The sequence below is a fragment of the Erwinia sorbitola genome (genome assembly GCF_009738185.1).
In the GTDB taxonomy this organism is placed as follows: domain Bacteria; phylum Pseudomonadota; class Gammaproteobacteria; order Enterobacterales; family Enterobacteriaceae; genus Erwinia; species Erwinia sorbitola.
Window position 1 is genome coordinate 564377 of record NZ_CP046509.1, and the last position, 24205, is coordinate 588581.

Below are 24205 nucleotides of genomic sequence, written 5' to 3' on the forward strand. Positions count from 1 at the left end.
AATGGAAAACAATACCTCGAATCAGCAACGCCATGCGGTGCTGTTCCATGGGCGCTCTGGTGAATATTTCTCTATCTGGCTGGTCAATGCATTACTGACCATGATCACTTTAGGGATTTATTCTGCATGGGCAACCGTACGTCGTCGCCGTTATTTCTTTGGCAATACCGAGATTGCAGGCGACCGCTTTGATTACCACGCGCGTCCTGTTGATATCCTGAAAGGTCGTATTATCGTCTTTGTCGGGCTGGTGCTGTTCTTTATCCTCTCCTCAGCATTACCGTCTATTTCACTGGTATTCCTGCTGGCGTTCTTTGCTCTGGTGCCTTGGATTATCATCCGCAGCTGGCGCTATAACGCATTGATGAGCAGCTTCCGTGGCGTGCGTTTCAACTACATCTGCCGCGTGGGTCGTGCTTACTGGACGATGTATTTCTGCCCGGTACTGCTGGTGGTTGCGCTCTATCTGGTGGTTGGTTTGATCGGAATGTTAGCCGTCAATACCGGCAGCATCAGCGCTGCGTTGAGCATCGGCATTCTCTGTTTTGTGCTGTTCCTGGCAGGTCTGGCCGCAGTGCAGGGAACGGTTGCAGCACTGAACCACGATCTCTATATCAACAATATGTCCTACGGTTCACTGCCGTTTAAAGCTGAACTGAGTAAGAAGGCCTTTATTAAAATAGTATTGATCAGCTTCCTGATCATGCTGCCATTCCTGATTGTGGCCGGAATGTTGATTGGCTCGCTGTTTGTATCGATGTTTTATGCCATTGCAATGGGCATGACCGATCCTGAGATGCTGAACAATATGATGGCGGGAAATGTCTTTAATATTTTCCTGACCTTCTTAATATTACTTTTCGGTGGTTTAGTTTCTTCTGCTTATTTAGTTGTGGCGCAGCGTAATTACGTGTTTGGCCAGACTCAATTAGGTGAAAAACTCCGCCTTAAGTCAACTATGTCGACAGGATCATTCTTAGGCCTGACGCTGACCAATACCCTGATTGTGATTTTCACTCTGGGTCTGGGTACGCCAATTGCCGAAGTTCGTCTTGCTCGCTATATGGCGAACAGTACCGCGCTGGAAGGGGATATCTCTCTGCTGGACGTGCAGGCACATAATGAAGGTGCAGGTACGGCCGTGGCGGAAGAAGTTGTTGCGGCGTTCGATCTGAACCCGGGCATCTGACCTTGCAGCTGAACGGTTTTTATCAGTACCCCGGACGGGCAGCTCGCGAGGCTGCCCGTCTCACATTGGCGGAACAGCATCTGACGCTGGAGCAGGGTAGCCATCGGCAGCTGGTGATGCTGAAAGATGTGACGGTATCTGATGCGCTGGGAACCATCCCGCTGATGCTGACCTTTGCCGACGGCGGCCGCTTTGTGCCGGAAGATGATGCGGCTTTTCGCCAGTGGTGGCAGCAGCGTCACCGGCCGGGTCTGGTGTACCGGCTGGAACAGCACCGCCGTGGGGTGGTGCTCACCCTGCTGGCAACGCTGGCGGCTATTGCGTTCTACTTCTGGGTGATCCTGCCCGCGGCCAGCAATGTCCTGGCGCAGCATATTCCTTCCTACGTTGAACGGCAGATCGGGCAGCAGACTTTTACGCTGCTACAGAACACCGGTTTCAGCGCCGGGCGTTTAACGCCGGAGCAACAGCAGCGCATGAACCGCCTGTTCCGCGACAGCATTCCGGCACAGATGAAGGACGATCCGACGCCGCTGCGGCTGAAGATTATGCATTTCGCCGGTGGGCCGAACGCGTTTATGCTGGCGGACGGGACGCTGGTGGTCAGCGATGAGCTGGTGCGTATGGCGAAAAGTGATGATGCGATTGTGGCCGTGATGCTGCATGAGATGGGGCATCATCGGCATCGCCACGTAATGCGTATGCTGGTGCGTTCGTCGCTGGTTTCTCTGAGCTATCTCTGGCTGACGGGAGATGTCAGCGGGATTGGCGACACGCTGTTGCAGTCGGCGGCGTTTGTCGATCAGCTCCAGTTCTCGCGCAGCATGGAGCGCGAAGCTGATGACTATGCGATTGTGCAGATGAAGGCACAGGGACGTTCTCTGGCGGCGATGTCTGAGATTTACACTCAGCTTGAACAGTCAGCAGAAAAGGAGAGCAGCGGTCTGAACCTGCCGGAATGGATGAGTACCCATCCGGATATGCCCGCGCGGATAAAAGCTATTCAGGCAGCGGAGTAAATCTGTAAGAAAGGGCGAGGCGTGCCTCGCCCCTACGGGGGAACGGTGCTATCCGTGCAATAAAAAGGGCCAGGCATGCCTGGCCCTTGCGGGGACTGATTTTGTAGGGGAGGGGCATGCCCCTCCCTCCATCATTACAGCGCGGCAATCACTGCCTGCTGCTCAATCAGCTTGATCTTCGCCTGCTCAAAATCAGCCAGACGCTCACGCTCTTTCGCGACTACCGCTTCCGGTGCGCGAGCCACAAAACCTTCGTTTGACAGCTTGGTGGTGATTTTTTCCATCTCCACATCCAGCTTCGCCACTTCCTTCACCAGACGCTCCAGCTCGGCGGTTTTATCCACCAGGTCGGCCATCGGGATCAGCAGTTCAGCACCGTCAACCAGCTTGTTCACGGCGACCGGGCCTTTCTCACCCGCAGGCAGCAGCTCAAGTGTTTCCAGGCGTGCCAGGGTTTTCAGGAAGTTGTGGTTGTCGTTAACACGACGCACCACATCAGCGCTGGCACCGCGCAGCAGAACATCCAGCGGCTTAGACGGGGAGATATTCATCTCGTTGCGAATATTACGCACCGCGACGATAGCCTGTTTCAGCCACTCGGTATCGGTCATTGCCGCTGCGTCTACGCGGCTTTCGCTGAACTCCGGCATCGGTTGCAGCATGATGGTGTCGTCGCTGATGTTTTTCAGCACTTTCACCTGCTGCCAGATGGTTTCGGTAATAAACGGAATAATCGGATGCGCGAGGCGCAGCAACGCTTCCAGCACCGTTACCAGCGTATTGCGCGTGCCGCGCAGCTGGGCTTCAGAGCCACCGTTCATCACCGGTTTTGCCAGCTCCAGATACCAGTCGCAGAACTGGTTCCAGGTGAACTCATACAGGATATTGGCAGCGATATCGAAGCGATAGCTGTCCAGCGCGCCACGGTATGCCTTCACAGTTTCATTGAACTCTGCGAGGATCCAGCGATCCGCCAGCGACAGCTCCAGCTCGCCGCCGTTAAAGCCACAGTCGTGCTCTGCGGTGTTCATCAGCACAAAACGGCTGGCGTTCCACAGTTTGTTACAGAAGTTGCGGTAACCTTCCAGGCGCTTCATATCCCAGTTGATATCGCGACCTGTTGAGGCCAGCGCCGCCAGGGTGAAACGCAGGGCGTCGGTGCCGTGCGGCTCAATACCGTTCGGGAACTGCTTCTCGGTACGCTTACGGATTTTCTCCGCCAGCTGCGGCTGCATCATGTTACCGGTGCGTTTTTCCAGCAGATCTTCGAGCGAGATACCGTCAACCATATCCAGCGGATCGATCACGTTACCTTTTGACTTAGACATTTTCTGCCCTTCGTCATCACGGATCAGACCGGTCATATATACGGTTTTAAACGGTACCTGCGGCTTGCCATCTTCGTCTTTGATAAAGTGCATGGTCAGCATGATCATGCGCGCAATCCAGAAGAAGATAATATCGAAGCCGCTGACCAGCACGCTGGTCGGATGGAAGGTGCGCAGCGCTTCGGTATTTTCCGGCCAGCCCAGGGTGGAGAAAGTCCACAGCCCGGATGAGAACCAGGTATCCAGCACGTCTTCGTCCTGGGTCAGCACCACGTCAGCGCCCAGGTTGTTCTCTGCGCGGACTTCTTCTTCGCTGCGGGCGACGTAGACGTTGCCTTCGGCATCGTACCAGGCCGGGATGCGGTGACCCCACCACAGCTGGCGGGAGATACACCAGTCCTGGATATCGCGCATCCACGAGAAGTACATATTCTCATACTGCTTCGGAACGAACTGGATATCACCCTGTTCTACCGCTTCCACCGCCACTTTGGCCAGCGGGGCAGTGCGCACATACCACTGGTCAGTCAGCATAGGCTCGATCACCACGCCGCCGCGATCGCCGTAAGGTACGGTCAGATCGTGTGGCTTGATCTCATCCAGCAGGCCAAGAGCATCGACTGCGGCAACAATGGCTTTACGCGCGGCAAAGCGTTCCAGTTTCTGGAACTCAGCCGGAATAGTCGGGTCACAGGCATCAGACTCTTCGCCGTTGGTGTCATACACCTGGGCCGTTTCACGGATATCGCCGTCGAAGGTCAGAATGTTGATCATCGGCAGCTTATGGCGGCGACCAACTTCGTAGTCGTTAAAGTCGTGCGCCGGGGTGATTTTCACGCAGCCGGTGCCTTTCTCCATATCCGCATGTTCGTCACCAACGATCGGAATACGGCGATTCACCAGCGGCAGTACCAGGAACTTGCCGATCAGATCTTTATAACGCGGATCTTCAGGATTGACCGCCACGCCGGTATCACCGAGCACGGTTTCCGGACGAGTGGTGGCGACCACCAGATAGTCTTTACCGTCAGCGGTTTTCACGCCATCGGCCAGCGGGTAGCGGATATGCCACATGGAGCCTTTTGACTCGCGGTTTTCCACTTCCAGGTCAGAGATGGCAGTGCGCAGTTTTGGATCCCAGTTCACCAGGCGTTTGCCACGGTAAATCAGGTTCTCTTTGTGCAGGCGAACAAACACCTCTTTCACGGCGTTCGACAGGCCTTCATCCATGGTGAAACGCTCGCGCTCCCAGTCCACGGAGTTACCAAGACGGCGCATCTGACGGGTAATGGTGCCGCCTGATTCTGCTTTCCACTGCCAGATTTTTTCGATGAAAGCATCACGGCCGTAGTCTTTACGGGTTTTGCCCTCTTCGGCGGCGATCTTACGCTCCACCACCATCTGCGTGGCGATACCCGCATGGTCAGTCCCTGCCTGCCACAGGGTGTTTTTTCCCTGCATACGCTGGTAGCGGATCATGGTATCCATGATGGTCTGCTGGAAGGCGTGACCCATATGCAAGCTACCGGTAACGTTCGGCGGCGGGATCATGATGCAGAAGCTTTCCTGGCTGGTATCGCCATTCGGCTTAAAGTAGCCCTGTTTTTCCCAGTGCTCGTAAAGCGGCTGCTCGATATCTTGCGGGTTATATGTCTTTTCCATGTCTGCTATGTCTTAGGCAAAGGCGGCGTTGCCGTATTCAAGTGGAATCCAACGCTGCGATAGGCTTTATAGCGGTCGCGCGCCAGCTGTTTCAAAGATGTCTCAAAGGGGACGAAGTCTACCACTTCATAGAAAGCGGTGGCAAAATCTGCAAACTGCGGCAGCAGGCTGATCAGCAGGTCTCGCGGCGCATTGCCACGACGCTGTGGCCAGGCCAGCTCCACCGGGGCACCATATTTCGGGCCTTCCCCAGCCAGATTATGCGGCACAAAGGCGTTAGCCGGTCGTTGCCACAGGGCTTCATCCAGCCGAATAGCCTGCGCTTCGTCTTCACAGGCAATCAGCACGCGTTTTCCGTCACGCCAGCGGGCCTCAGCCAGATCGCAGACCAGCGCTTCCTGAGCGCTCAGTCCGTCAACCGGGGTGTCGGTTTCCAGCAGATAGAAAGTTGCGTTTTTCATGCATTCAGGCCTGGTTAAAACGGTCAAAAAATAAAGGGTAAGGGCGGATTCACCGATCCGCCCTTACATCCAGTTTGCTGCTGTATAACGATTAATCGTCGCCGTTCAGGCCTGCGCGGTTCAGCAGGAACTGAGACAGCAGAGCAACCGGACGACCGGTAGCTCCTTTAGCTTTGCCTGAACGCCAGGCGGTGCCTGCCACATCCAGGTGCGCCCAGTTATATTTACGCGTAAAGCGCGCCAGGAAGCAGGCGGCGGTGATGGCACCACCAGGACGGCCACCAATATTCGCCATATCGGCAAAATTGGAGTCCAGCTGCTCCTGATATTCATCAGCCATTGGCAGACGCCATGCGCGATCGCCAGCCTGTTCGGATGCACCAATCAGCTCGTGGGCCAGCGGGTTGTGGTTTGACAGCAGACCGCTGATATGGTGGCCCAGCGCAATAACGCAGGCTCCGGTCAGCGTGGCTACATCGATCACCACATCCGGGTCAAAGCGCTCAACGTAGGTCAGGGCATCGCACAGCACCAGGCGACCTTCCGCATCGGTGTTAAGCACTTCTACGGTCTGGCCGGACATCGTCGTCAGCACGTCACCCGGACGGTAAGCGCGGCCACCCGGCATGTTTTCACAGCCAGCAAGTACGCCAACAACGTTCAGCGGCAGCTTCAGTTCAGCCACCATGCGCATCACGCCATACACTGAGGCCGCGCCGCACATGTCGTACTTCATTTCGTCCATCGCTTCGCCCGGCTTAAGCGAGATACCGCCGGTATCAAAGGTGACGCCTTTACCGACCAGCACGATAGGACGCGCTTCTTTGTCGGGGTTCCCTTTGTACTCAATCACCGACATCAGGGATTCATTCTGCGATCCCTGACCAACGGCGAGATAGGCATTCATCCCCAGCTCTTTCATCTGCTGCTCGCCGATGACGCGGGTGGTGATGTTGTCCCAGGTATCTGCCAGCTGGCGCGCCTGCGAGGCGAGATAAGCGGCATTACAGATATTTGGTGGCATATTGCCGAGGTCTTTCGCCGCCTTCACACCGGCAGCCACAGCCAGACCGTGCTGAATGGCACGCTCACCGCTGGTCAGTTCACGGCGCGTTGGCACATTAAACACCAGTTTACGCAGCGGACGGCGCGGCTCGACCTTGTTGCTTTTCAGCTGATCGAAGCTGTACAGCGTCTCTTTCGACGTCTCCACCGCCTGGCGTACTTTCCAGTAAGTGTTGCGCCCTTTGACGTGCAGCTCGGTCAGGAAGCAGACGGCTTCCATCGAACCGGTATCGTTCAGCGTGTTAATGGTCTTTTGGATGACCTGCTTATACTGACGCTCATCCAGCTCACGCTCCTTGCCACAGCCAATCAGCAGGATACGTTCAGAGAGAATGTTCGGCACATGATGCAACAGCAGAGTCTGGCCGACTTTTCCTTCCAGTTCACCACGGCGCAGCAGGGCACTAATGTATCCATCGCTGATTTTATCCAGCTGTTCAGCAATCGGTGACAACCGGCGCGGTTCAAACACGCCCACCACAATACAGGCACTGCGCTGTTTTTCCGGGCTACCGCTTTTTACACTGAACTCCATGCACTCTCCTGAATCTTAAAGACAACGACGCTTGCTGCGGCTAGAATGTACCGCTTTCGTAACGTATAGCGCTGGCGCATTACGCTGTTGTCAGATTGGGTTTTGGTGAGAATTATATTTTTTTGCATCACCAAAACGCGGTTGTTGTCATAGAATTTTATACTCTAAACAGTTCAAGTTGTAGCAAGGCGGCGAGTCCGCAAAGTCCCGCAGCACAGTTCACTATGTGACTGGGGGAGGGGACGAAGCCAACGCACATGCGGCCTGAAGTAACACGAGTATAACTATGACTTGGGCCATTGATGAGAATAAATGGCGTATAAGCGATGAAACTAGCGATTTTCCTGCAAAAAGACAAGTTTTCACAGGCGTACTCAGCGTGATCATTATTAGATATCTGGTTCGGGAAATGCTCAAAAGCCAGCTGGCTATCCTGTTCATCCTGCTGCTGATCTTCTTTTGTCAGAAGTTAGTCAGGATACTGGGAGCCGCGGTTGATGGTGAGATTCCTACAAATTTAGTCCTGACGCTGTTGGGCCTCGGCATCCCCGAGATGGCGCAGCTGATCCTGCCGTTAAGCCTCTTTTTAGCTATCCTGATGACCCTTGGGCGGTTATATACCGAGAGTGAGATCACCGTGATGCACGCCTGCGGCTTAGGCAAAAGCGTGCTGGTGAAAGCATCGATGATTCTGATGCTGTTCACTGCTCTGGTGGCCGCCGTCAACGTGGGCTGGATGGGCCCCTGGTCATCGCGCTATCAAAGCGAAGTGATGCAAAATGCCAAAGCGAATCCGGGGGCAGCTGCCCTGGCTGCCGGGCAGTTCCAGCAGTCCGGCGATGGTCAATCTGTGCTGTTTATCGAAAACGTTAAAGGCAACAACTTTGGTAACGTTTTCCTTGCTCAGTTGCGGCCAAAAGGCAATGCGCGCCCTTCAGTCGTGGTGGCCGATCATGGTCATATGGAGCAGCGCAAAGATGGTTCACAGGTGGTGACGCTGGATAGCGGCACCCGTTTTGAAGGCACCGCTCTGCTGCGTGACTTCCGGATAACCGATTTTAAAAATTACCAGGCGATTGTTGGCCATCAGGCTGCAACTCTTGATCCGAACGACTCTGAGCAGATGAGCTTTAGCGAGCTGCGTAGTTCGGATAAACCCGATTTCCGCAGTGAACTGCACTGGCGTCTGACGCTGATATTCTCGGTGCTGATTATGGCGCTGATGGTGGTGCCGCTCAGTGTGGTTAACCCGCGTCAGGGGCGTGTGCTGTCGATGCTGCCAGCGATGCTGCTGTATCTGGTGTTCTTCCTGCTGCAAAGCTCGCTGCGCTCCAGCGGCAACAAAGGACGCCTCGATCCGGCGGTCTGGATGTGGGCCGTTAACCTCAGTTATCTGGGGCTGGCCATCCTGCTGAATGCATGGGATACGGTACCAATGCGCCGACTGCGCGCGCGTTTCACTCGCGGAGGATCGGTCTGATGTTTGGTGTTCTTGACAGATATATCGGTAAAACGATTTTCAATACCATCATGGCGACGCTGTTTATGCTGGTGTCGCTCTCCGGCATCATCAAGTTTGTCGACCAGCTGCGTAAAACCGGGCAGGGTGAATACACCGCTCTCGGTGCCGGGCTGTATACCCTGCTGAGTGTGCCTAAAGATATTGAGATCTTCTTTCCGATGGCGGCACTGCTCGGTGCTCTGCTGGGCCTGGGCACGCTCGCCCAGCGCAGTGAGCTGGTGGTGATGCAGGCTTCAGGTTTTACCCGTATGCAGATTGCCGCATCGGTGATGAAAACCGCGATCCCGCTGGTGCTGCTGACGATGGCAATTGGTGAGTTTGTTGCGCCGCAGGGCGAGCAGATGGCGCGTAACTACCGTGCGCAACAGCTGGTGGGTGGTTCGCTGCTCTCCACGCAGAGCGGGCTGTGGGCGAAAGATGGCGATAACTTTATCTTTATCGAACGTATTCGCGACGACAACCAGCTGGCGGGTATCAGTATCTACAGCTTTAACAAAGAACGCCGCCTGCAAACGGTTCGCTATGCCGCCTCAGCGAAGTACAACGCGGATAGAAAACTGTGGGAGCTGGCGCAGGTGGATCAGTCTGACCTGACCGACCCGCTCCAGGTTCAGGGCAGCCAGACGCTGAGTGGCGAATGGAAAACAACCCTGACCCCGGACAAGCTGGGTGTGGTAGCGCTGGATCCAACGGCGCTGTCGATCAGCGGTCTGTATAACTATTCGAAGTATCTCAAGCAGAGTGGGCAGGTATCCGGCCGCTATGAGCTGAATATGTGGAGCAAAATCTTCCAGCCGCTTTCCGTGGCGGTGATGATGCTGATGGCGCTGTCATTTATCTTTGGCCCGCTGCGCAGCGTGTCGATGGGGATGCGGGTGGTCACCGGGATCAGCTTTGGTTTCCTGTTCTACGTGCTGGATCAGATATTTGGCCCACTGAGCCTGGTATACAACATCCCGCCACTGCTGGGGGCGCTGCTGCCGAGTGCGGCGTTCTTTGCGATTAGTGTGTTTATGCTGCTGAAACGGCGGTGATAAGGGCGTTATAGCCAGGTCAAGGGCGTTCCGGCCGCCTTGCAGGCGGTCGGGAAGGGGGAAGGCAGTCGCCCCTTCCCCCTTCACCCCCGTGCTTGCGGCAGGCGCCGCGCCCGCTTTCTGCGGGTTCCCTCAGAAAATCGGCTTTCCTGCCGGATCGGCCGTGACGGGACGTCCCTGTCCCGGCACGGCCTCTCGCCAACGTCCTGTTGGCTCGTCCTGGAAATCCGATTTCCCTCGGCGCAGCTAAGATGCCGCCTCAACGTCAAAACCCAAACCCAAACCCAAACCCAAACAAGAAACGACTTTTCTGTTTTTCTGTTTTGATCTGTTTGGATTTTGACCTGGGGTTTTGATTTTCAGGCGGCAATTAAGAATCGCTGAGGAAGCGAAGAGAACCAGGATGAGCCGACAGGACGTCGGCGAAAGTTGGTGCCGGTACAGGACGTACCGTCACCAACGATCCGTCGGTGAACAGAGCTGATGAAGGCACCGGCGAAGCCGGCGGTTCGCCTGCCGCAAGCCCGGGGCCAAGGGGCGGCGGCGACTGGCCGCCCCTTGTCGCTCAACCCACGCAGTGGGAAAGCGAAACGCCCTTGACGTTGCCCTGGCCCTTGACCTTGACCTTGCCCTGGTCGTCACGATCCGACCGAAAAAAAGACCGCCCTCTACAGCAGCTGCGGTAGCAGCGACAGCAAATACAAAATCAACCCAATCACCCCACCGACTAACGTGCCGTTAATGCGGATGCGTTGCAGATCCTTACCGATATTCAGCTCCACCTGATGTGACATATCCTTCGCATCCCAGCTCTTCACCGTATCGCTGATATGGCGGCTGAGAAACGCAGAGAACTCAGGCGCGACATTGCTGGCGGCTTCTTCCATATGCTGATTGAGCGAGTTGCGCAGCGGCTCATCCTGCATCAGCGTTTCACCCAACCACTGTCCGGCTGCGCTGACTTTAGCGTGCAGCACTGAATCCGGATGATTGAGATCTTCCTTCAGCCAGGCGCGGAGATCGTTCCACAGCTGGCCGATATAGCTGTTCAGCGTCTCATCCTGCTTAAGATAGGCTTTAATCTCTTCTGCTTTCTCCGCCATCTCCGGGTCGTTGCGCAGGCGGGTAATCATTCGCTGTACCGCGCGGTTAAAGCCCTGACGCAGCTGATGGCCATCGTCATGCTCAATCTCCGTCAGAATTGACTGCACCGCATCGGCCGCCAGCTCGGCGCTCTTTTCTCCCAGCCACTCGCTTGGCAGCATCTTCTCCTTCAGCGGATGTTCACGCTTCAGCCAGCTCACCACCTGTTGGGCAATAAATTCGTGGGTGCCGGGCTTGTTCACCAGTTGCAGTATCTGCGCCAGCGCATCGTCCAGCAGCTGCTGGTGACGGTTATTTTTGGTCAGGCTTTCAAGGATCATTGCCGCCGACTGGCTGAGATCCACCTTGTCGATCGCTTTGTGGATCGCCCGTCGCATAAACCCCTGAATACGCCGATCGTCGGCCAGGTCGAGGAATCCACGTATGGTCTTCAGCACCATCCCGCTGAGACGGGCTGCGTTGTCCGGGTGGTTCAGCCAGTGAGCGATCATCTGCGCCGGATTGTGACGGCGGATCAGCGCCAGCAGAGAATCGGTATTCAGAAACTTGTCCTGCACAAACAGCGCTAAATTGTCGGCGATACGATCCTTATTGCGCGGAATAATTGCCGTATGACGCCCCGCCAGCGGGATCGGCACATGACGAAACAGTGCGCTAACGGCAAACCAGTCTGCCAGCGCCCCGACCATCGACGCCTCTGCTACCGCTTTCAGTCCGGCAACCCAGGGATTCGGCGGCCAGTAGAGCGGCCAGAGCACGGTGGCGATAAACAGCAGCGCTGCACCCGCCAGCAACAGCAGCGGCAGGCGCTTTGCCTGAACTAACTCACGTTCCTTATCCATAAACTCCTTAATTTTATCCACGAGCCAAAAAAATCCGGGTTACAGGAAAGCGGCTTCCGGCATCCGCCCATCCACCAGGTTGAAAGGCGGATCATTATCACAGTAAGCATAGCAGGCAGCGAATCTGCACAGATCGGCGGCTAACATGCTGTGGATCAAGGCAACCGCCACTAATTCACCAATCAGCACAAATAAGTAATGTCATGCTCAAAAAGTGGACTAATGCTTAAAGCCGGTTTCATCTGAAAAAGGTAACACTATGTCGATTAATGGAAAAGTGGCACTGGTCACCGGAGCAGGTCAGGGCATTGGCCGTGGTATAGCACTGCGGCTGGCGCGTGATGGTGCGGACATCGCGCTGGTGGATGTAAACGACGAGAAAATTAAACAGGTTGCCGAAGAGATCGCGGCTCTTGGCCGCCGGGCGATTACCATCAAAGCCGATATCAGCCAGCGCGAAGAGGTCTTTGCTGCCGTTGATCAGGCTGAGAAACAGCTGGGCGGTTTCGACGTGATGGTCAATAACGCCGGTATCAGCCAGACTAAAAACCTGCTGTCAGTGACCCAGCAGGAAGTGGAAAAAATCTTCCGGATCAACGTGCAGGGCGTGCTGTGGGGCATTCAGGCAGCGGGCAGCAAATTTAAGGCGCGTAAGCAGAAAGGCAAAATCATTAACGCCTCCTCGATTGCCGGGCATGAAGGCTTTGCGCTGCTCGGCATCTATTCCGCTACCAAATTCAGCGTGCGTGCCCTGACTCAGGCGGCGGCAAAAGAGCTGGCAGCCTTCGGCATCACGGTAAACGCCTACTGCCCTGGCGTGGTCGGCACCGATATGTGGGTGGAAATTGATAAACGCATGGCGGAAGAGACCGGAGCACCGCTGGGTGCCACCTATGATAAATACGTTTCCGGCATCGCGCTGGGCCGTGCCGAGACGCCTGACGATGTCGCTGCGTTTGTCTCCTTCCTGGCCGGGCCTGACTCCGACTATATGACCGGTCAGGCACCGCTGATCGATGGCGGACTGGTGTACCGTTGATTTTCCAGTAAATGCTAAAAAACTGGCAGCTTCTGCACGTTATGAGGTTGCCAGAACCGCACTCTCCTCAGTAAGTTAGACAGATAAACTTCGAGGGGGATCAACAATGGATGCTGCGGTACTTTCGGTAATTTCAATTGGCGGTGCGCTGGCGCTGGGCACGATCAGCCCGGGGCCAAGTTTTATTCTGGTGGCGCGCACCGCCGTCGCTTCATCACGCCGGGCGGGCATCGGTGCCGCGCTGGGAATGGGGGCGGGAAGTCTGATCTTCGCTATTATCGCCCTGCTGGGGCTGCATACGCTGCTGAACGCCGTACCGGTGCTGTGGCTGACCCTGAAAACGGCCGGGGGCATCTACCTGCTGTGGATGGCGTATAAGATGTTTCGTGGTGCCCGCGAGCCGCTGGCGCTGGAGCTGCCCGGCAGCAACGGTAAAAGCCTCAAACGTGCTTTCTTTACCGCCTTCACCACTCAGCTCAGTAATCCTAAAACCGCGATGGTGTTCGCCGGAGTATTTGCCGCGCTGCTGCCTGCGCATGTCACCACCGGGATGTTTATTACTATCCCGCTGATGGCGATGATGGTCGACGGCCTGTGGTATCTGTTTGTTGCCTATGCGCTGTCGTCACGCGGGCCGCGCAACACCTATCTGCGTTTTAAAGCTCCCCTCGACCGTTTAGGCGGCGGCGTAATGGCGCTGCTGGGCATTCGTCTGATTGTTAAATAAAAAAGGCCACACAACGGTGGCCGGGGAAAGAAGGCGGCAAGGGGACAGCCTCAGCCGCCTTTAAGAGAGAGATTACGAGATAAACTGTTTACCCTGCTTCAGCACCAGATCGCAGGCTTTGGTTTTGACCTTCTTGCCGATGGCGGTATCACCCAGCGACTTGAGGTTCACCTGCTGATTGTTGCCAGTATTCAGCAGACCCATCAGGCCCTGCTTATAGTCGGTGGTTTCCTGCTGTTTCTGCGTATCCGCCAGCCCCAGCTTGCCCAGCAGCTTATCCTTCACCGATGACACATTATTATCGACAATATTGTTCTTCACGCAGTACTCCAGCACACCCGCCGCATTGGTCATGGTGCCTGCGCTAAGTGACTGGCTGCCGCCGTTCAACAGCCCGGTAAGCGCACCAATGGAGTTACCCGCCGGGGCAGCGTTCGCGCCGGAGGTATTGGTGGTGCTGTTATTGTTTTGGCCCAGCGCACTGGCGGCAGAACTGAGCTGATCCTGCCAGCTTGCAGCACCCGCTGCGGCGCTGAACAGTGCGGTAGAAACAGAACATGCCAGAACCCATTTCATTGCTGCATTCATTGTTATACCCATTTAATGTGATATGACGCACGGCACCTTCCTGGCACCGTGCTGTAACTGATTGTTCCGACTGCCGGATAGCGACGGAGTTCCACGCGCAGCAGCCACATAGCCATTATGGTATAAGGTTTGAGAATATTCTGTAGTAAAGGGCTGCTCTGGCAGTGAACGTGGAGGAAAAGCTATAAAGGCAGGTGCGAAGCCGTTGTACAAATCGGCCAGTGGGTAGAGCACATCAGACCGGCCACACAGGTAACATATCAGGGCTACCGCGTGTTTTTTCAGCACTCGAACACAGAGCATGCGGAATAGGGTTGCGTATGCAGAAGGTAACGGTATAATCCACAACGTTTTCCGCATACCCTTCAGTGCCGAAGTGGCGAAATCGGTAGACGCAGTTGATTCAAAATCAACCATCGAAAGATGTGCCGGTTCGATTCCGGCCTTCGGCACCATAAGTGTGTTTGAGAACGTCCGTAACAGTCCGTAAGTTACTGAAAAAAAGCCGAAAGGCTTTTTTTTTGCTCCAAATTCGTCCGGGCACATCCGTTGCAATCCGGGCATCGCTGGGGGCATAATTGGGGGCATCCTCACTTCGATAGAAAATATGCCCCCAAATGAAGCTCAACGCCCGCCAGGTCGAAACCGCAAAACCCAAAGAAAAAAACTATAAAATGGCCGACGGTGGCGGTTTGTATCTTGAGATGTCCACCAAAGGATCCAAATACTGGCGCATGAAGTACCGGCGTCCTGCTGACAAAAAAGAAGACCGTCTGGCGCTGGCCGACAGTGACGCTTGCGGAGGCACGCGTTAAGCGTGAAGAAGCTAAAAAGCTGTTAGGGCAGGGGATAGACCCAAAAGCCGAGAATAAAGAAGCGCAAGCCGAATCCGCTGGATCTTACACCTTGAAACTATCGCCCGTGAATGGCATGAGAGCAATAAGCGCTGGAGTGATGACCATCGTGCCAGGATACTACGCTACCTTGAGCTGTATATTTTCCCTTATATTGGTTCGGCAGACATCAGGAAGTTGAAAACCAGTCAGCTACTTGCACCAATCAAAACAGTTGATGCCAGTGGCAGGCATGACGTTGCTCAACGTCTTCAGCAGCGTGTCACGGCGGTTATGCGTTACGCGGTGCAGAATGATTACATCTATTCTAATCCGGCGGTTGATATGGCTGGTGCGCTCTCTACGACAAAAGCCCGGCATTATCCTGCACTGCCCTTTAGCCGTTTCCCGGAGTTTCTGGAGCGCCTCGCTGCATACCGAGGCCGACTGATCACACGTATCGCGGTTGAGCTTTCACTCCTGACGTTTGTCCGTTCCAGTGAATTACGTTTTGCACGCTGGGATGAATTCGATTTCGAAAAATCTCTCTGGCGCATCCCGGCAAAGCGAGAAGAGATAAAAGGCGTCCGTTACTCGTACCGTGGTATGAAGATGAAAGAGGAACATATCGTTCCGCTAAGTCGTCAGGCACTAGCCCTGCTGGAGCGCCTGAAGCAGTTGAGCGGTGATAATGAACGCTTGTTTCCTGGGGATCACGACCCTAAGAAAGTCATGAGTGAAAACACAGTCAACAACGCTCTGCGCGCTATGGGCTATGACACCAAGACTGAAGTTTGCGGGCATGGTTTCAGGACAATGGCACGTGGGGCACTGGGGGAGTCTGGATTGTGGAGTGATGATGCGATAGAGCGGCAGTTGAGCCATACTGAACGCAACAATGTGCGAGCTGCTTATATCCATACTTCGGAACATTTGGATGAGCAGCATTTGATGGTTCAGTGGTGGTCTGATTATCTTGAAGAAAATAAAAGAGGGAAATAAGCCCATATGATTATGCTAAAAATAAGAACAAGTGAATTGCTTTATCATTACTCTTTTTTAAATTAACACTTGAAGCATCATTGGTGAAATGATAGTTCAATATAAATTATAATTCTATTGATTTCTGATGCCATCCTCTAGGGTTTTTTGGTTTTTTTCTAAGATATTGTGTGGTAGGGTATTTACATCAGATATGTAATTTATTTCGAGTTATTGAAATCGACCGTGCCAATTATCAATGGTCTTAGGTGTTTTCGTTTTTCAATTGATGTCGTTGGTGAAGTATTTAGTATCACTTTCATCTAAATATGCAATCCATATCGCTCTTTCTGGAGAGAACATGATTATCCCCCTCCATATAAGCATACATTCCTCTAACTTTACCATAAAAACATTGGCCTCAAAAGTATCTAGATTTGCTGCTTCGCCGGCACCTTCCATTCTCTTTTTAAAATAGAAATAATAACATCCCAAAGTGTTATATATTCTTTTCAAGTCAAGTTCGTTAAGAAAATCCAGCTCAAAAAGAGTGTCGCTGGATCACTGGAATTCACCTAAAAATATTACTTTCATGCCTCTATGACTTGAGCAACTCGCTGTTTCATCGATGGCCAGAAATTTTTTCCATCCCATCAAATAAGCTGCGTCTGAATCTGATTTAACCATATTCATCATTAGAGTTTTTTATTCTCGTATACGCCATATCTCTAGATAAGAAGATATCTTTAGATGTAATTTTACCCGAGTGAGCGTCACTATAAACTGATAGATTAAATATAAATCTTGCATAGGATTTTTCTCTTATAAATAAATGACCTCCATAGCTTCTTGCATGATTGTAGTTGACCCATTCACCCCAACATACAGGAGCACTTCAACCACTTTGCAGTGAACTGATACTTGAGTCTTCCAGTGCATATTTTAAAGCGTGTTCAAGCCTGCCCTGTAATCCCCTTCTTACCGCAGACTTTACGTCTACTTGTGGATCCCAGCTATAAATGACAACTCTGCGCCCTCGTAAATAAAATGGTAGATCTTCTGGCCCACCAAAGAATGTGTTTATTCTATCCCAGCCGAATTGAGATATCGCGAATCCTAAATCAATTAAAAAATTTGGGTTTGAAGTTTATTTTTCTACTCTCAGAAGAATTAATAATCGAAACGTCTGCTATAAAAACATCTGCAATTGTAATTTTTTTGAAAATTGTATCACTAATTGATGGTGAGCCAGGGGTTCCTGCAGTATCTCGATCAAGTACAGGCTCAACAGTTTCATTTTGATCTCTTTTTATCGCACACAAAGATCTTTTTAAAGCGTCCTGAATGATATTTCTATTTGAATTTGATGGTAAATCTGATTGCCAAGAATAAAACATTGTTCTTTTCATTACTGCCTCCTGAAATATTTTTTATAAATATTATTACCAACTGATCATAAAATCAGTTTTATTCATTTCATCCAATTCTGGCTGGCATCTAAGAAGAAGAACGTTACGGGTGTCTATTTTAAAACTCTCAAATTTACTGTTGTTAATTTCATTTATATAAAACAATGCCTTTCCGTTATTGCATTGCCTCAAGATAAACTTATCCTGGTATCGTCCAACTACAACTTTCTCATCATCGGTTTGCCAAATCCCACCAGGGAAGAAACTATGATAATTAAGCCCAAGAAAAAAAGAGAATCCAACGAATGTTAGGACTGCTAACATGCAAGGCTTTGCATTAAAAAAATAATTATCATTTTCTTTTTTTACTGCGCGCGGAATTAAATACAATAAAGATATAAAAAGAATGTAACTAGTCCCAATATTAATTGCGGTCATTAAATCTAATGGTTGTCTGTGGCTTAAAACCCCTATTCTTATGAGTTTTAATGTAATTGCCATGGAAATAAGGCAAATAAAAAAATTGGTGGGGATGCGTATAAATAAAGATAGTGCTATAACTGTTATTATAACGAATGATAACTTGAGTAAAGTATTTACAACTTCATTTGTATCTAGATAGATGTAGTATGATGGATACCCAAAAAACATAGCTTCGCCACTTTTGAATGCATAAACTGAAATAAACATCATTATTGATAAGAATGTAGCTGAAGAAATTTCATTTTTAATTTTCATGATTTTCCTGTGGCTTAATATATTGCAAATTTGATGATTAGGCTTTGATATCCGCTAACTTCCAATTTATTTGCGAATCGGCTCAATGTACTTGCACAACACGTATTATACGATTATATCATTTCTGGTTGTAAGATCATCCAGTTCCAGCAACGCTTCCGATGTTGGCGCGCAATGCTACCCCCTCCTCGCCTGCCCGCTTTATGGGTCGCATTTAATGCAACTGCATGGGAGCGCTCAGGCCGCACCGTACCTGGCCTTGCTTACTCTGCAATATGCATGCAAATCCATGCACCTTATGCATGCACTACTCTTTATAGATCGGGCTGGCCAGAAAAAGGGCTTTCAAAGGGCGAGTGGCGGGCAAAAAAAGCCGCTGTGGTGGTGTAAGTATCCCGTATAATCGTGCCATTCACATTTAGAGATCTTCCGGCATACTCAATCTGTCAACGAAGGAGATCACCATGCGTAAAGCCCGTTTTACTGAGCACCAGATCATCGCCGTGATTAAGTCAGTCGAAGCAGGACGAACTGTTAAGGATGTCTGCCGGGAGGCCGGTATTTCTGAGGCGACTTACTAAAACTGGAAATCCAGATACGGCGGCATGGAAGCTTCTGATATTAAAAAGATAAAGGATCTTGAAGATGAGAACCGCCGTCTCAAACAGATGTTTGCCGATCTCAGTCTTGAGAACCGGGCACTGAAGCTGTTATCGAAAAAAAGCTTTAAAACCAGTCTTTAAGCTTGAGCTGGTAGCTCATCTGATAACGACATTCGGACTCAGTATTCGTCAGGCCTGCCGGAGTCTGAATCTGAGCAGAACGGTTTACCATTACCGCCCGGATACTACCCCGCGATGAACCCGTTATTTCCGTATTACAGGCTGCCGTCGAAAGGTATCCACGATATGGTTTCCCAAAGTTATTTCAGATTCTGCGGCGGCAGGGATACCTGTGGGATCATAAAAGGATCCACCGTATTTACTGTCTGCTGAAGCTGAACTTTCGCCGCAAAGGTAGACAGCGCCTGCCTGTGCGCAATCCGGCACCGTTGGCTACGCCTGAAGCGTTAAACCAGAGCCGATCCGTTGATTTCATGTACGACTCTCTGATTTTCGGTCGCCGTTTTCGTACGTTCAATGTCGTTGATGATTTTAATCGTGAGGCGTTGTCGATTGAAACCGACCTGAATCTGCCAGCCCAGCGAGTAGTTCGTGTACTCGACAGGATCGCAGCCAGCCGGGGATATCCCGTCATGCTTCGCATGGATAATGGCCCGGAATTTATCTCTCTGATACTTGCCGAATGGGCCGAGAAGCATGCCGTAAAGCTGGAATTTATCAGGCCAGGCAAGCCAACGCAGAATGCTTTCATTGAGAGTTTTAACCGGACGTACCGTACAGAAATACTCGATTTTTATCTGTTCAGAACACTGAATGAAGTTCGAGTAACGGAAACATGGTTGTCGGAATATAGCTGCGAACGTCCACATGAATCACTGAACAATCTGACACTGTAGGAATACCGACTACAACATTATCTGGCTGGGATCTCAAAAAATGCATGGAACTAAAACAGGTCTATTTACAGCGTCGATCCCTCCCAGAGGAAAAAAAGAGGGCAAAATTGAAGAAAGCGGAGCACTAACCTTTGAGGTTTTTGCAAGAGATTGGCATGCATCTTGTAGTTAAAATGGTTGTTGTCTCAGAGTGAACGAATGTTTAAAAGCTCAGTGGATAATCTTTTTTCTGCGTTAGGTAAACGCAAAAATCGGAGCTGAAGACAAGGGAACAACTCGCCCCTATAAAGGTAGTAGAGGCGAGTAGGCGATATGAAGTAGCCTCGCGAGTGCAACAGCGGACGACTGCAATCTGCGTTTTGCGGTACAAAATGGTCTGCTTAACTATAAGCCCGCCAAGGCATAGCTGGTGCGGTAGCCGTGGCTAAATGAGTTCACCGCACTGCTCTCATTTTTGAGCAATTGCATGTATTAATTGAAAAAATTGAGTGCCTTAACGGTCGAAAATTGACCGTGTTAGAGTTAACGTTATTAGTCTTCATTCGTTCGAGTGAACGTCGTTTTGCCAGATGGAAAGAAATTGATTTTGTAAATGCTTTCTGGGCGACACCCGCAGAACGGGATGCACTTAAAAGAGTCAAGGATTCTCATCGTGATTCGAAGATGTGTAATCCCATTCTTGTACCACTTAGCCAGAAAATAGTAAAAATATTAATATAAATCAAAAAGATAAGTTATGAATGCGAACTGGTTTTTATAGGCTACCATCATCATGATAGGCTCATGAGTGAAAATACGGTTAACAAAGCTCTTGGCTCTATGGGGTGCGATACAAAAACAGAAGTGTGTAGCCATGGATTTCGGGCTATGGCTAGTGCCTTGATTAAATCAGGTTTATTGTCAAGAGACGCTGTAGATCGTCAGATGAGCCATCAAGAACGAAATAATGTCCGTGCTGCTTACATTTTTTTGCTAAAAATTTTTATGATCGTAGGCTCATGATTCAATGGCGAGGGCATTATTTACACCAATGTAGAATGTGTTGTAAGCAACCATTCATTTTTGATAAAATGTAAACAAGTTTCTGTATGGCTCTTGGTTATTTAAGAAGTATCAACGTGGAATTAGGATTAGATTAAAAAATGAGTAAAGTTAAAGTATTAGACACCTTCGCTGGAGCTGGGGGGTTTAGTCTAGGATTCCATATGGCAGGCGCCGAAATAATTGGTGCTATTGAGGTTGATAGTTGGGCAACTGAAACATTTAAATTTAACCATCCTGAGTCATTGGTGATAAAAAAAGACATATCACAGTTTAGTGATGAGGAAATATTGCATACTTTTAAAAACAACAAGCCTGATATTATACTTGGTGGGCCTCCATGCCAAGGTTTTTCAATAGCAAATAAAAAGAATGGCGATCATAAAGATCCACGGAATTCATTATTCGAAGAATTTCTTCGCATTGGTAAAATATTATCACCAATGGTAATGATAATGGAGAATGTTCCGAATATCGTTAAAGCAAAAACAAAAGATGGAATATTTGTAGTCGATATCATAAAAGAGGAACTGTCCTCATTAGGATACCATGTATATCACAATATTTTGGAGTCAACAGATTTTGGTGTGCCGCAAATAAGAAGAAGGTTGTTTATTATAGCATCGAAAAAAGAATTGAAAAATCCATTTCCGAATCCTACACATAACATAACTGGTAGTGATGGTTTGAAAAAAACCCCCACATTGTGGGATGCTATCTCAGATCTCCCTCAAATTAATGCCAGGGAAGGTAGCGAAGAGATGGAATATGTTAAACAAGCTTTAACTGATTATCAAAAACAACTCAGGGAGGATAGTGATAAAATATCTAACCATAAGGCAATGAATCATTCAAAAAGATTAGTTGAACGTTTTTCTTCCATGACTTGGGGCCAATCTACTTCTGATGTTCCTGAACATTTAAAACCGTATAAAAGAAATAGCAAAGAAATCTCTGAAAAGGTATATGATCAGAATAATAGGCGTATGCATCCTAATAAACCATGTCATACAATTGCAGCTTCATTTTATGCAAATTTCGTTCATCCCTATTTAAATCGAAACTTTACTGCGAGAGAGGGAGCTAGAATTCAGTCATTTCCAGATTGGTACGTGTTTAAGGGGAAACCTACAGTAGTAAGTCATAAGCTTTTGCAGAGAGAAGGTCGTGAAGATGAAAAGTACTTATGTCAATATAATCAAATAGGAAATGCAGTTCCACCACTAATGGCAAAGGAAATTGCGTTAAATATCTTTAGTGAGGTATTTTATAATGATAAGAAATAATGTTTATGTTCATGGTAATAATATTTCACAGAAACTTAGTAGCAAGGCTAAATATACAGATCGAGAATCTGTTTTATTTTTAGAAGAGATAATTCATAAATATGAAGTTTGGAAGAAAGATAATTTAGAGCTTAAAGGGCCATTTAAAAACTCCTCTTTAGAGGAAATTCAAGAAATAGTATATAAGAGAGTTGAACTATTAAATAATTACAAGGACTTTCTTGATATACAAAAATATGCAGAACATTTTGATTCAAGGTCCAATCTACACTCATCTGTTCTTGAAGAGTTTATGTATTATTTATTTAAAGATATAGTTGAGGAAATAAGTCCAAATGCCCTAATAGGGAAATCACATTCGTTTAAAGATATATTTTTCAGGTCAAGTTCATATGGCAGTATGGTGGAAAGGCCCTGCGCTGTTATTGAGAAAAAGGATCATGATTTTTCGATCGGAATCAGTGTAAATGCTGAGATGAATTGTAATGGTTCTCAGCAAAATGAGGTGCATATTTGGGATATTCCTGCTATAGCAATTGAATGTAAAACGTACCTCGATAAAACAATGCTACAGGATGTTTCAACGGCAGCAGAAGAAATAAAACTTAAAAATCCAAATGCAATGTATATTGTGGTCGCGGAATGGATAAAATTAACTGAAAATATAAATTTAAAAAAATATAAGGTTGATCAGATCTATGTGCTACGCAAGCAAAAAAATACTGACAGAGAATACAGATTTTTAGATGGCTATGTAAAAAATCCAATTTACAATGATGCGGTGATGCATTTGTTTATTCTTGTGAAGGATTTTCTAACTTCTGACTGGGAGGGAGGTGTAAATTATGGGTTGCAAAATGGATATCTTCTTTAATTAAATAATTTGTTGGCGGTTGTTTAGGTGGGTAGTTTTTAATAATCCACCTACTATTTAATAATAGTGGTACATAATTGAAGGCAATAAACCCTTAAAGTTCGATAATTTATTGTGCATTTATTTTATGTTCTCGGCTATCTTTTTATCGTTCTAGTTAATTATTTCCCTTTTGCCTTTTCTATATTAGAATTAATGTTAAGTTATTATATTTCCATCATTAAATCATATAAAATGATATAAAAAAAGAGAACGTCATTTCATTTTCAGTATCTACGCTATGCCAAAAAAGCTTGGCGGGATAAATACTGATTAACGCACTCATGGAGTTAACTTTATCGAGATAAATAAGTGAATGCAGATAAATCTTCAGAGGCCCACAGAATTTACCATATTCATGGGGTAATAATTGGTTGTGTTTTTATGAGAAGGCGATCGATAATGCAGTAAAAGTAAAATAACTCATATTCAAAACCTTTAGCTTCTACTCTTTTTTCTTCATAAAAATATGATAATCATATTTTTATTTTGCTAGCTTGTTAAAATTAAGAACATTAAAGTTGATAAGTTAAATTATAATAAATTACCTTAGTTGTTAAGGTTATACAATAGAATTAAAGAATTGAAAGGTCAGATAATAGTCTGGAATGTAAATTTTTTTATTTTAAATCAGACTGTATAGTATAAGAATTTTATAAAAAAATCACCATTGAACAGGATTGTGCTATTAATCATGAGATTTGTTCTGAAGAAAAGTCTTTTTGTATTAAAAATCATGCCAGTAATGTCAAAATAAAAATGTGAAACACATGCCAGGTTACTACAAATTTTTAAATTACTGATTCTCTCCCTGCCACTTGTTTTTTTAAAATTAATTAATGCATTATAACCTGCTACTTTAACACTCTGATTTCCTCTCTCAACCTGTGAGTTATGTAACATGTGAAGGCATCTTTTTTTTATCTATTTTATCTGAATTTAACTTTCCTACATTCGCCGGTAGAGGATACGCTTCTTCTGCTCTTTCAGGCGCTTTCTAAATATCCGAAGTTCAATGTCATTACTCCACCTCCACCACCACCTTTAATCCGATTATAACTAGGGTAATTTAACGGGCATTCAAACTCGTGTTATTAAATAAGCATGGGAATTTTCATTATTTTTTAACTATTTCAGAATATATAAAAACATAAAAATACTCACCACCTAAAAATTGTAGATTATACTGATAGTTGCCTGATGTAGGTTAAAATAAAAATCAACGTCAATGCCAGCGTTTTTCTAGTGAAAAACGAAAACAGACACAGGCGCTTTTGCTTTGTGTTTATTTTGATATTTAAATGTAAATGTATATTTATATTTTGGCTATTTTTCATCTTTATTCTAAAATTATGAATCGACGCGATGGA

Annotated in this window: 15 protein-coding genes, 1 tRNA gene and 3 pseudogenes; 12 read left to right on the plus strand and 7 right to left on the minus strand. The window is 48.7% G+C overall.

The genetic code is table 11. The features are described from left to right. Position 1 precedes the first annotated feature (1 nt). The gene (locus GN242_RS02610; protein ID WP_154753091.1) at positions 2–1189 is read left to right on the plus strand and encodes a YjgN family protein; all 1188 of its coding nucleotides are present in this window, start codon (positions 2–4) and stop codon (positions 1187–1189) included. Positions 1190–1191: 2 nt separating this feature from the next. Continuing rightward, complete coding sequence (locus GN242_RS02615; RefSeq protein WP_154753090.1) at positions 1192–2208, plus strand: M48 family metallopeptidase; 1017 nt, start codon at positions 1192–1194, stop codon at positions 2206–2208. A 134-nt stretch (positions 2209–2342) separates the two neighbouring features. Here GN242_RS02615 and GN242_RS02620 read toward each other — a convergent pair whose 3' ends face one another. From GN242_RS02620 to pepA, 3 genes are all read right to left on the minus strand, one after another. Continuing rightward, a complete protein-coding gene (locus GN242_RS02620) occupies positions 2343–5198 on the minus strand; it encodes a valine--tRNA ligase (RefSeq protein WP_154753089.1) in 2856 nt (951 codons plus the stop codon). A 5-nt stretch (positions 5199–5203) separates the two neighbouring features. Next, positions 5204–5659, minus strand: a complete 456-nt coding sequence (locus GN242_RS02625) for a DNA polymerase III subunit chi (protein WP_154753088.1) — start codon at positions 5657–5659, stop codon at positions 5204–5206. Positions 5660–5750: 91 nt separating this feature from the next. Further along, positions 5751–7259 carry a leucyl aminopeptidase gene (gene pepA, locus GN242_RS02630; protein ID WP_156286865.1) on the minus strand — a complete coding sequence of 503 codons (1509 nt, stop codon included), beginning with the start codon at positions 7257–7259 and terminating at the stop codon, positions 5751–5753. A gap of 379 nt (positions 7260–7638) precedes the next feature. Between pepA and lptF the strand changes: the two genes are divergently transcribed. Continuing rightward, complete coding sequence (gene lptF / locus GN242_RS02635) at positions 7639–8739, plus strand: LPS export ABC transporter permease LptF (RefSeq protein ID WP_156286866.1); 1101 nt, start codon at positions 7639–7641, stop codon at positions 8737–8739. Beyond that, a complete protein-coding gene (lptG, locus tag GN242_RS02640) occupies positions 8739–9815 on the plus strand; it encodes an LPS export ABC transporter permease LptG (protein WP_154753085.1) in 1077 nt (358 codons plus the stop codon). The genes lptF and lptG overlap by 1 nt, the downstream gene beginning before the upstream one ends. A gap of 668 nt (positions 9816–10483) precedes the next feature. Here the strand turns inward: lptG and GN242_RS02645 are convergent. Next, complete coding sequence (locus GN242_RS02645) at positions 10484–11761, minus strand: DUF445 domain-containing protein (protein WP_154753084.1); 1278 nt, start codon at positions 11759–11761, stop codon at positions 10484–10486. Positions 11762–12020: 259 nt separating this feature from the next. Between GN242_RS02645 and GN242_RS02650 the strand changes: the two genes are divergently transcribed. Both GN242_RS02650 and GN242_RS02655 read left to right on the plus strand, forming a co-directional pair. Then, positions 12021–12800: an acetoin reductase gene (locus GN242_RS02650; protein WP_154753083.1), complete on the plus strand. Its 780-nt coding sequence runs from the start codon at positions 12021–12023 to the stop codon at positions 12798–12800. A 106-nt stretch (positions 12801–12906) separates the two neighbouring features. Next, positions 12907–13527, plus strand: coding sequence for a LysE family translocator (locus GN242_RS02655; RefSeq protein WP_154753082.1), 621 nt, complete (start codon positions 12907–12909; stop codon positions 13525–13527). Positions 13528–13599: 72 nt separating this feature from the next. Here the strand turns inward: GN242_RS02655 and GN242_RS02660 are convergent, their stop codons facing one another. Continuing rightward, positions 13600–14115: a YjjA family protein gene (locus tag GN242_RS02660; protein ID WP_154753081.1), complete on the minus strand. Its 516-nt coding sequence runs from the start codon at positions 14113–14115 to the stop codon at positions 13600–13602. 370 nt (positions 14116–14485) lie between these two features. Here GN242_RS02660 and GN242_RS02665 point away from each other — a divergent pair. Next, a tRNA-Leu gene (locus GN242_RS02665) sits at positions 14486–14570 on the plus strand. A 162-nt stretch (positions 14571–14732) separates the two neighbouring features. Continuing rightward, positions 14733–15985, plus strand: a pseudogene (locus GN242_RS02670) (tyrosine-type recombinase/integrase). A gap of 1065 nt (positions 15986–17050) precedes the next feature. Here GN242_RS02670 and GN242_RS02675 read toward each other — a convergent pair. Continuing rightward, the gene (locus GN242_RS02675; protein WP_156286867.1) at positions 17051–17338 is read right to left on the minus strand and encodes a hypothetical protein; all 288 of its coding nucleotides are present in this window, start codon (positions 17336–17338) and stop codon (positions 17051–17053) included. Positions 17339–17371: 33 nt separating this feature from the next. Further along, positions 17372–18076 carry a hypothetical protein gene (locus GN242_RS02680; protein WP_156286868.1) on the minus strand — a complete coding sequence of 235 codons (705 nt, stop codon included), beginning with the start codon at positions 18074–18076 and terminating at the stop codon, positions 17372–17374. Positions 18077–18540: 464 nt separating this feature from the next. On the opposite strand from GN242_RS02680, the pseudogene GN242_RS02685 reads away from it, so the two are divergent. From GN242_RS02685 to GN242_RS02700, 4 genes and pseudogenes are all read left to right on the plus strand, one after another. After that, positions 18541–19595, plus strand: a pseudogene (locus GN242_RS02685) (IS3 family transposase). A 79-nt stretch (positions 19596–19674) separates the two neighbouring features. Continuing rightward, positions 19675–20671: pseudogene (locus GN242_RS02690) on the plus strand (tyrosine-type recombinase/integrase); the annotation flags it as partial. 66 nt (positions 20672–20737) lie between these two features. Further along, a complete protein-coding gene (locus GN242_RS02695; RefSeq protein WP_156286869.1) occupies positions 20738–21922 on the plus strand; it encodes a DNA cytosine methyltransferase in 1185 nt (394 codons plus the stop codon). After that, positions 21909–22796 (plus strand): Bpu10I family restriction endonuclease, encoded by an 888-nt coding sequence (locus GN242_RS02700; protein WP_156286870.1) that lies wholly within the window; start codon positions 21909–21911, stop codon positions 22794–22796. The genes GN242_RS02695 and GN242_RS02700 overlap by 14 nt, the downstream gene beginning before the upstream one ends. Positions 22797–24205: the final 1409 nt, after the last annotated feature.

Coding starts and splice junctions, on each gene's coding strand:
- GN242_RS02610 (WP_154753091.1), top strand. CDS start 2: ATGGAAAACAATACCTCGAATCAGCAACGCCATGCGGTGCTGTTCCAT.
- GN242_RS02620 (WP_154753089.1), bottom strand. CDS start 5,198: ATGGAAAAGACATATAACCCGCAAGATATCGAGCAGCCGCTTTACGAG.
- GN242_RS02625 (WP_154753088.1), bottom strand. CDS start 5,659: ATGAAAAACGCAACTTTCTATCTGCTGGAAACCGACACCCCGGTTGAC.
- pepA (WP_156286865.1), bottom strand. CDS start 7,259: ATGGAGTTCAGTGTAAAAAGCGGTAGCCCGGAAAAACAGCGCAGTGCC.
- lptG (WP_154753085.1), top strand. CDS start 8,739: ATGTTTGGTGTTCTTGACAGATATATCGGTAAAACGATTTTCAATACC.
- GN242_RS02645 (WP_154753084.1), bottom strand. CDS start 11,761: ATGGATAAGGAACGTGAGTTAGTTCAGGCAAAGCGCCTGCCGCTGCTG.
- GN242_RS02650 (WP_154753083.1), top strand. CDS start 12,021: ATGTCGATTAATGGAAAAGTGGCACTGGTCACCGGAGCAGGTCAGGGC.
- GN242_RS02655 (WP_154753082.1), top strand. CDS start 12,907: ATGGATGCTGCGGTACTTTCGGTAATTTCAATTGGCGGTGCGCTGGCG.
- GN242_RS02660 (WP_154753081.1), bottom strand. CDS start 14,115: ATGAATGCAGCAATGAAATGGGTTCTGGCATGTTCTGTTTCTACCGCA.
- GN242_RS02675 (WP_156286867.1), bottom strand. CDS start 17,338: ATGAAAAGAACAATGTTTTATTCTTGGCAATCAGATTTACCATCAAAT.
- GN242_RS02680 (WP_156286868.1), bottom strand. CDS start 18,076: ATGAAAATTAAAAATGAAATTTCTTCAGCTACATTCTTATCAATAATG.
- GN242_RS02695 (WP_156286869.1), top strand. CDS start 20,738: ATGAGTAAAGTTAAAGTATTAGACACCTTCGCTGGAGCTGGGGGGTTT.
- GN242_RS02700 (WP_156286870.1), top strand. CDS start 21,909: ATGATAAGAAATAATGTTTATGTTCATGGTAATAATATTTCACAGAAA.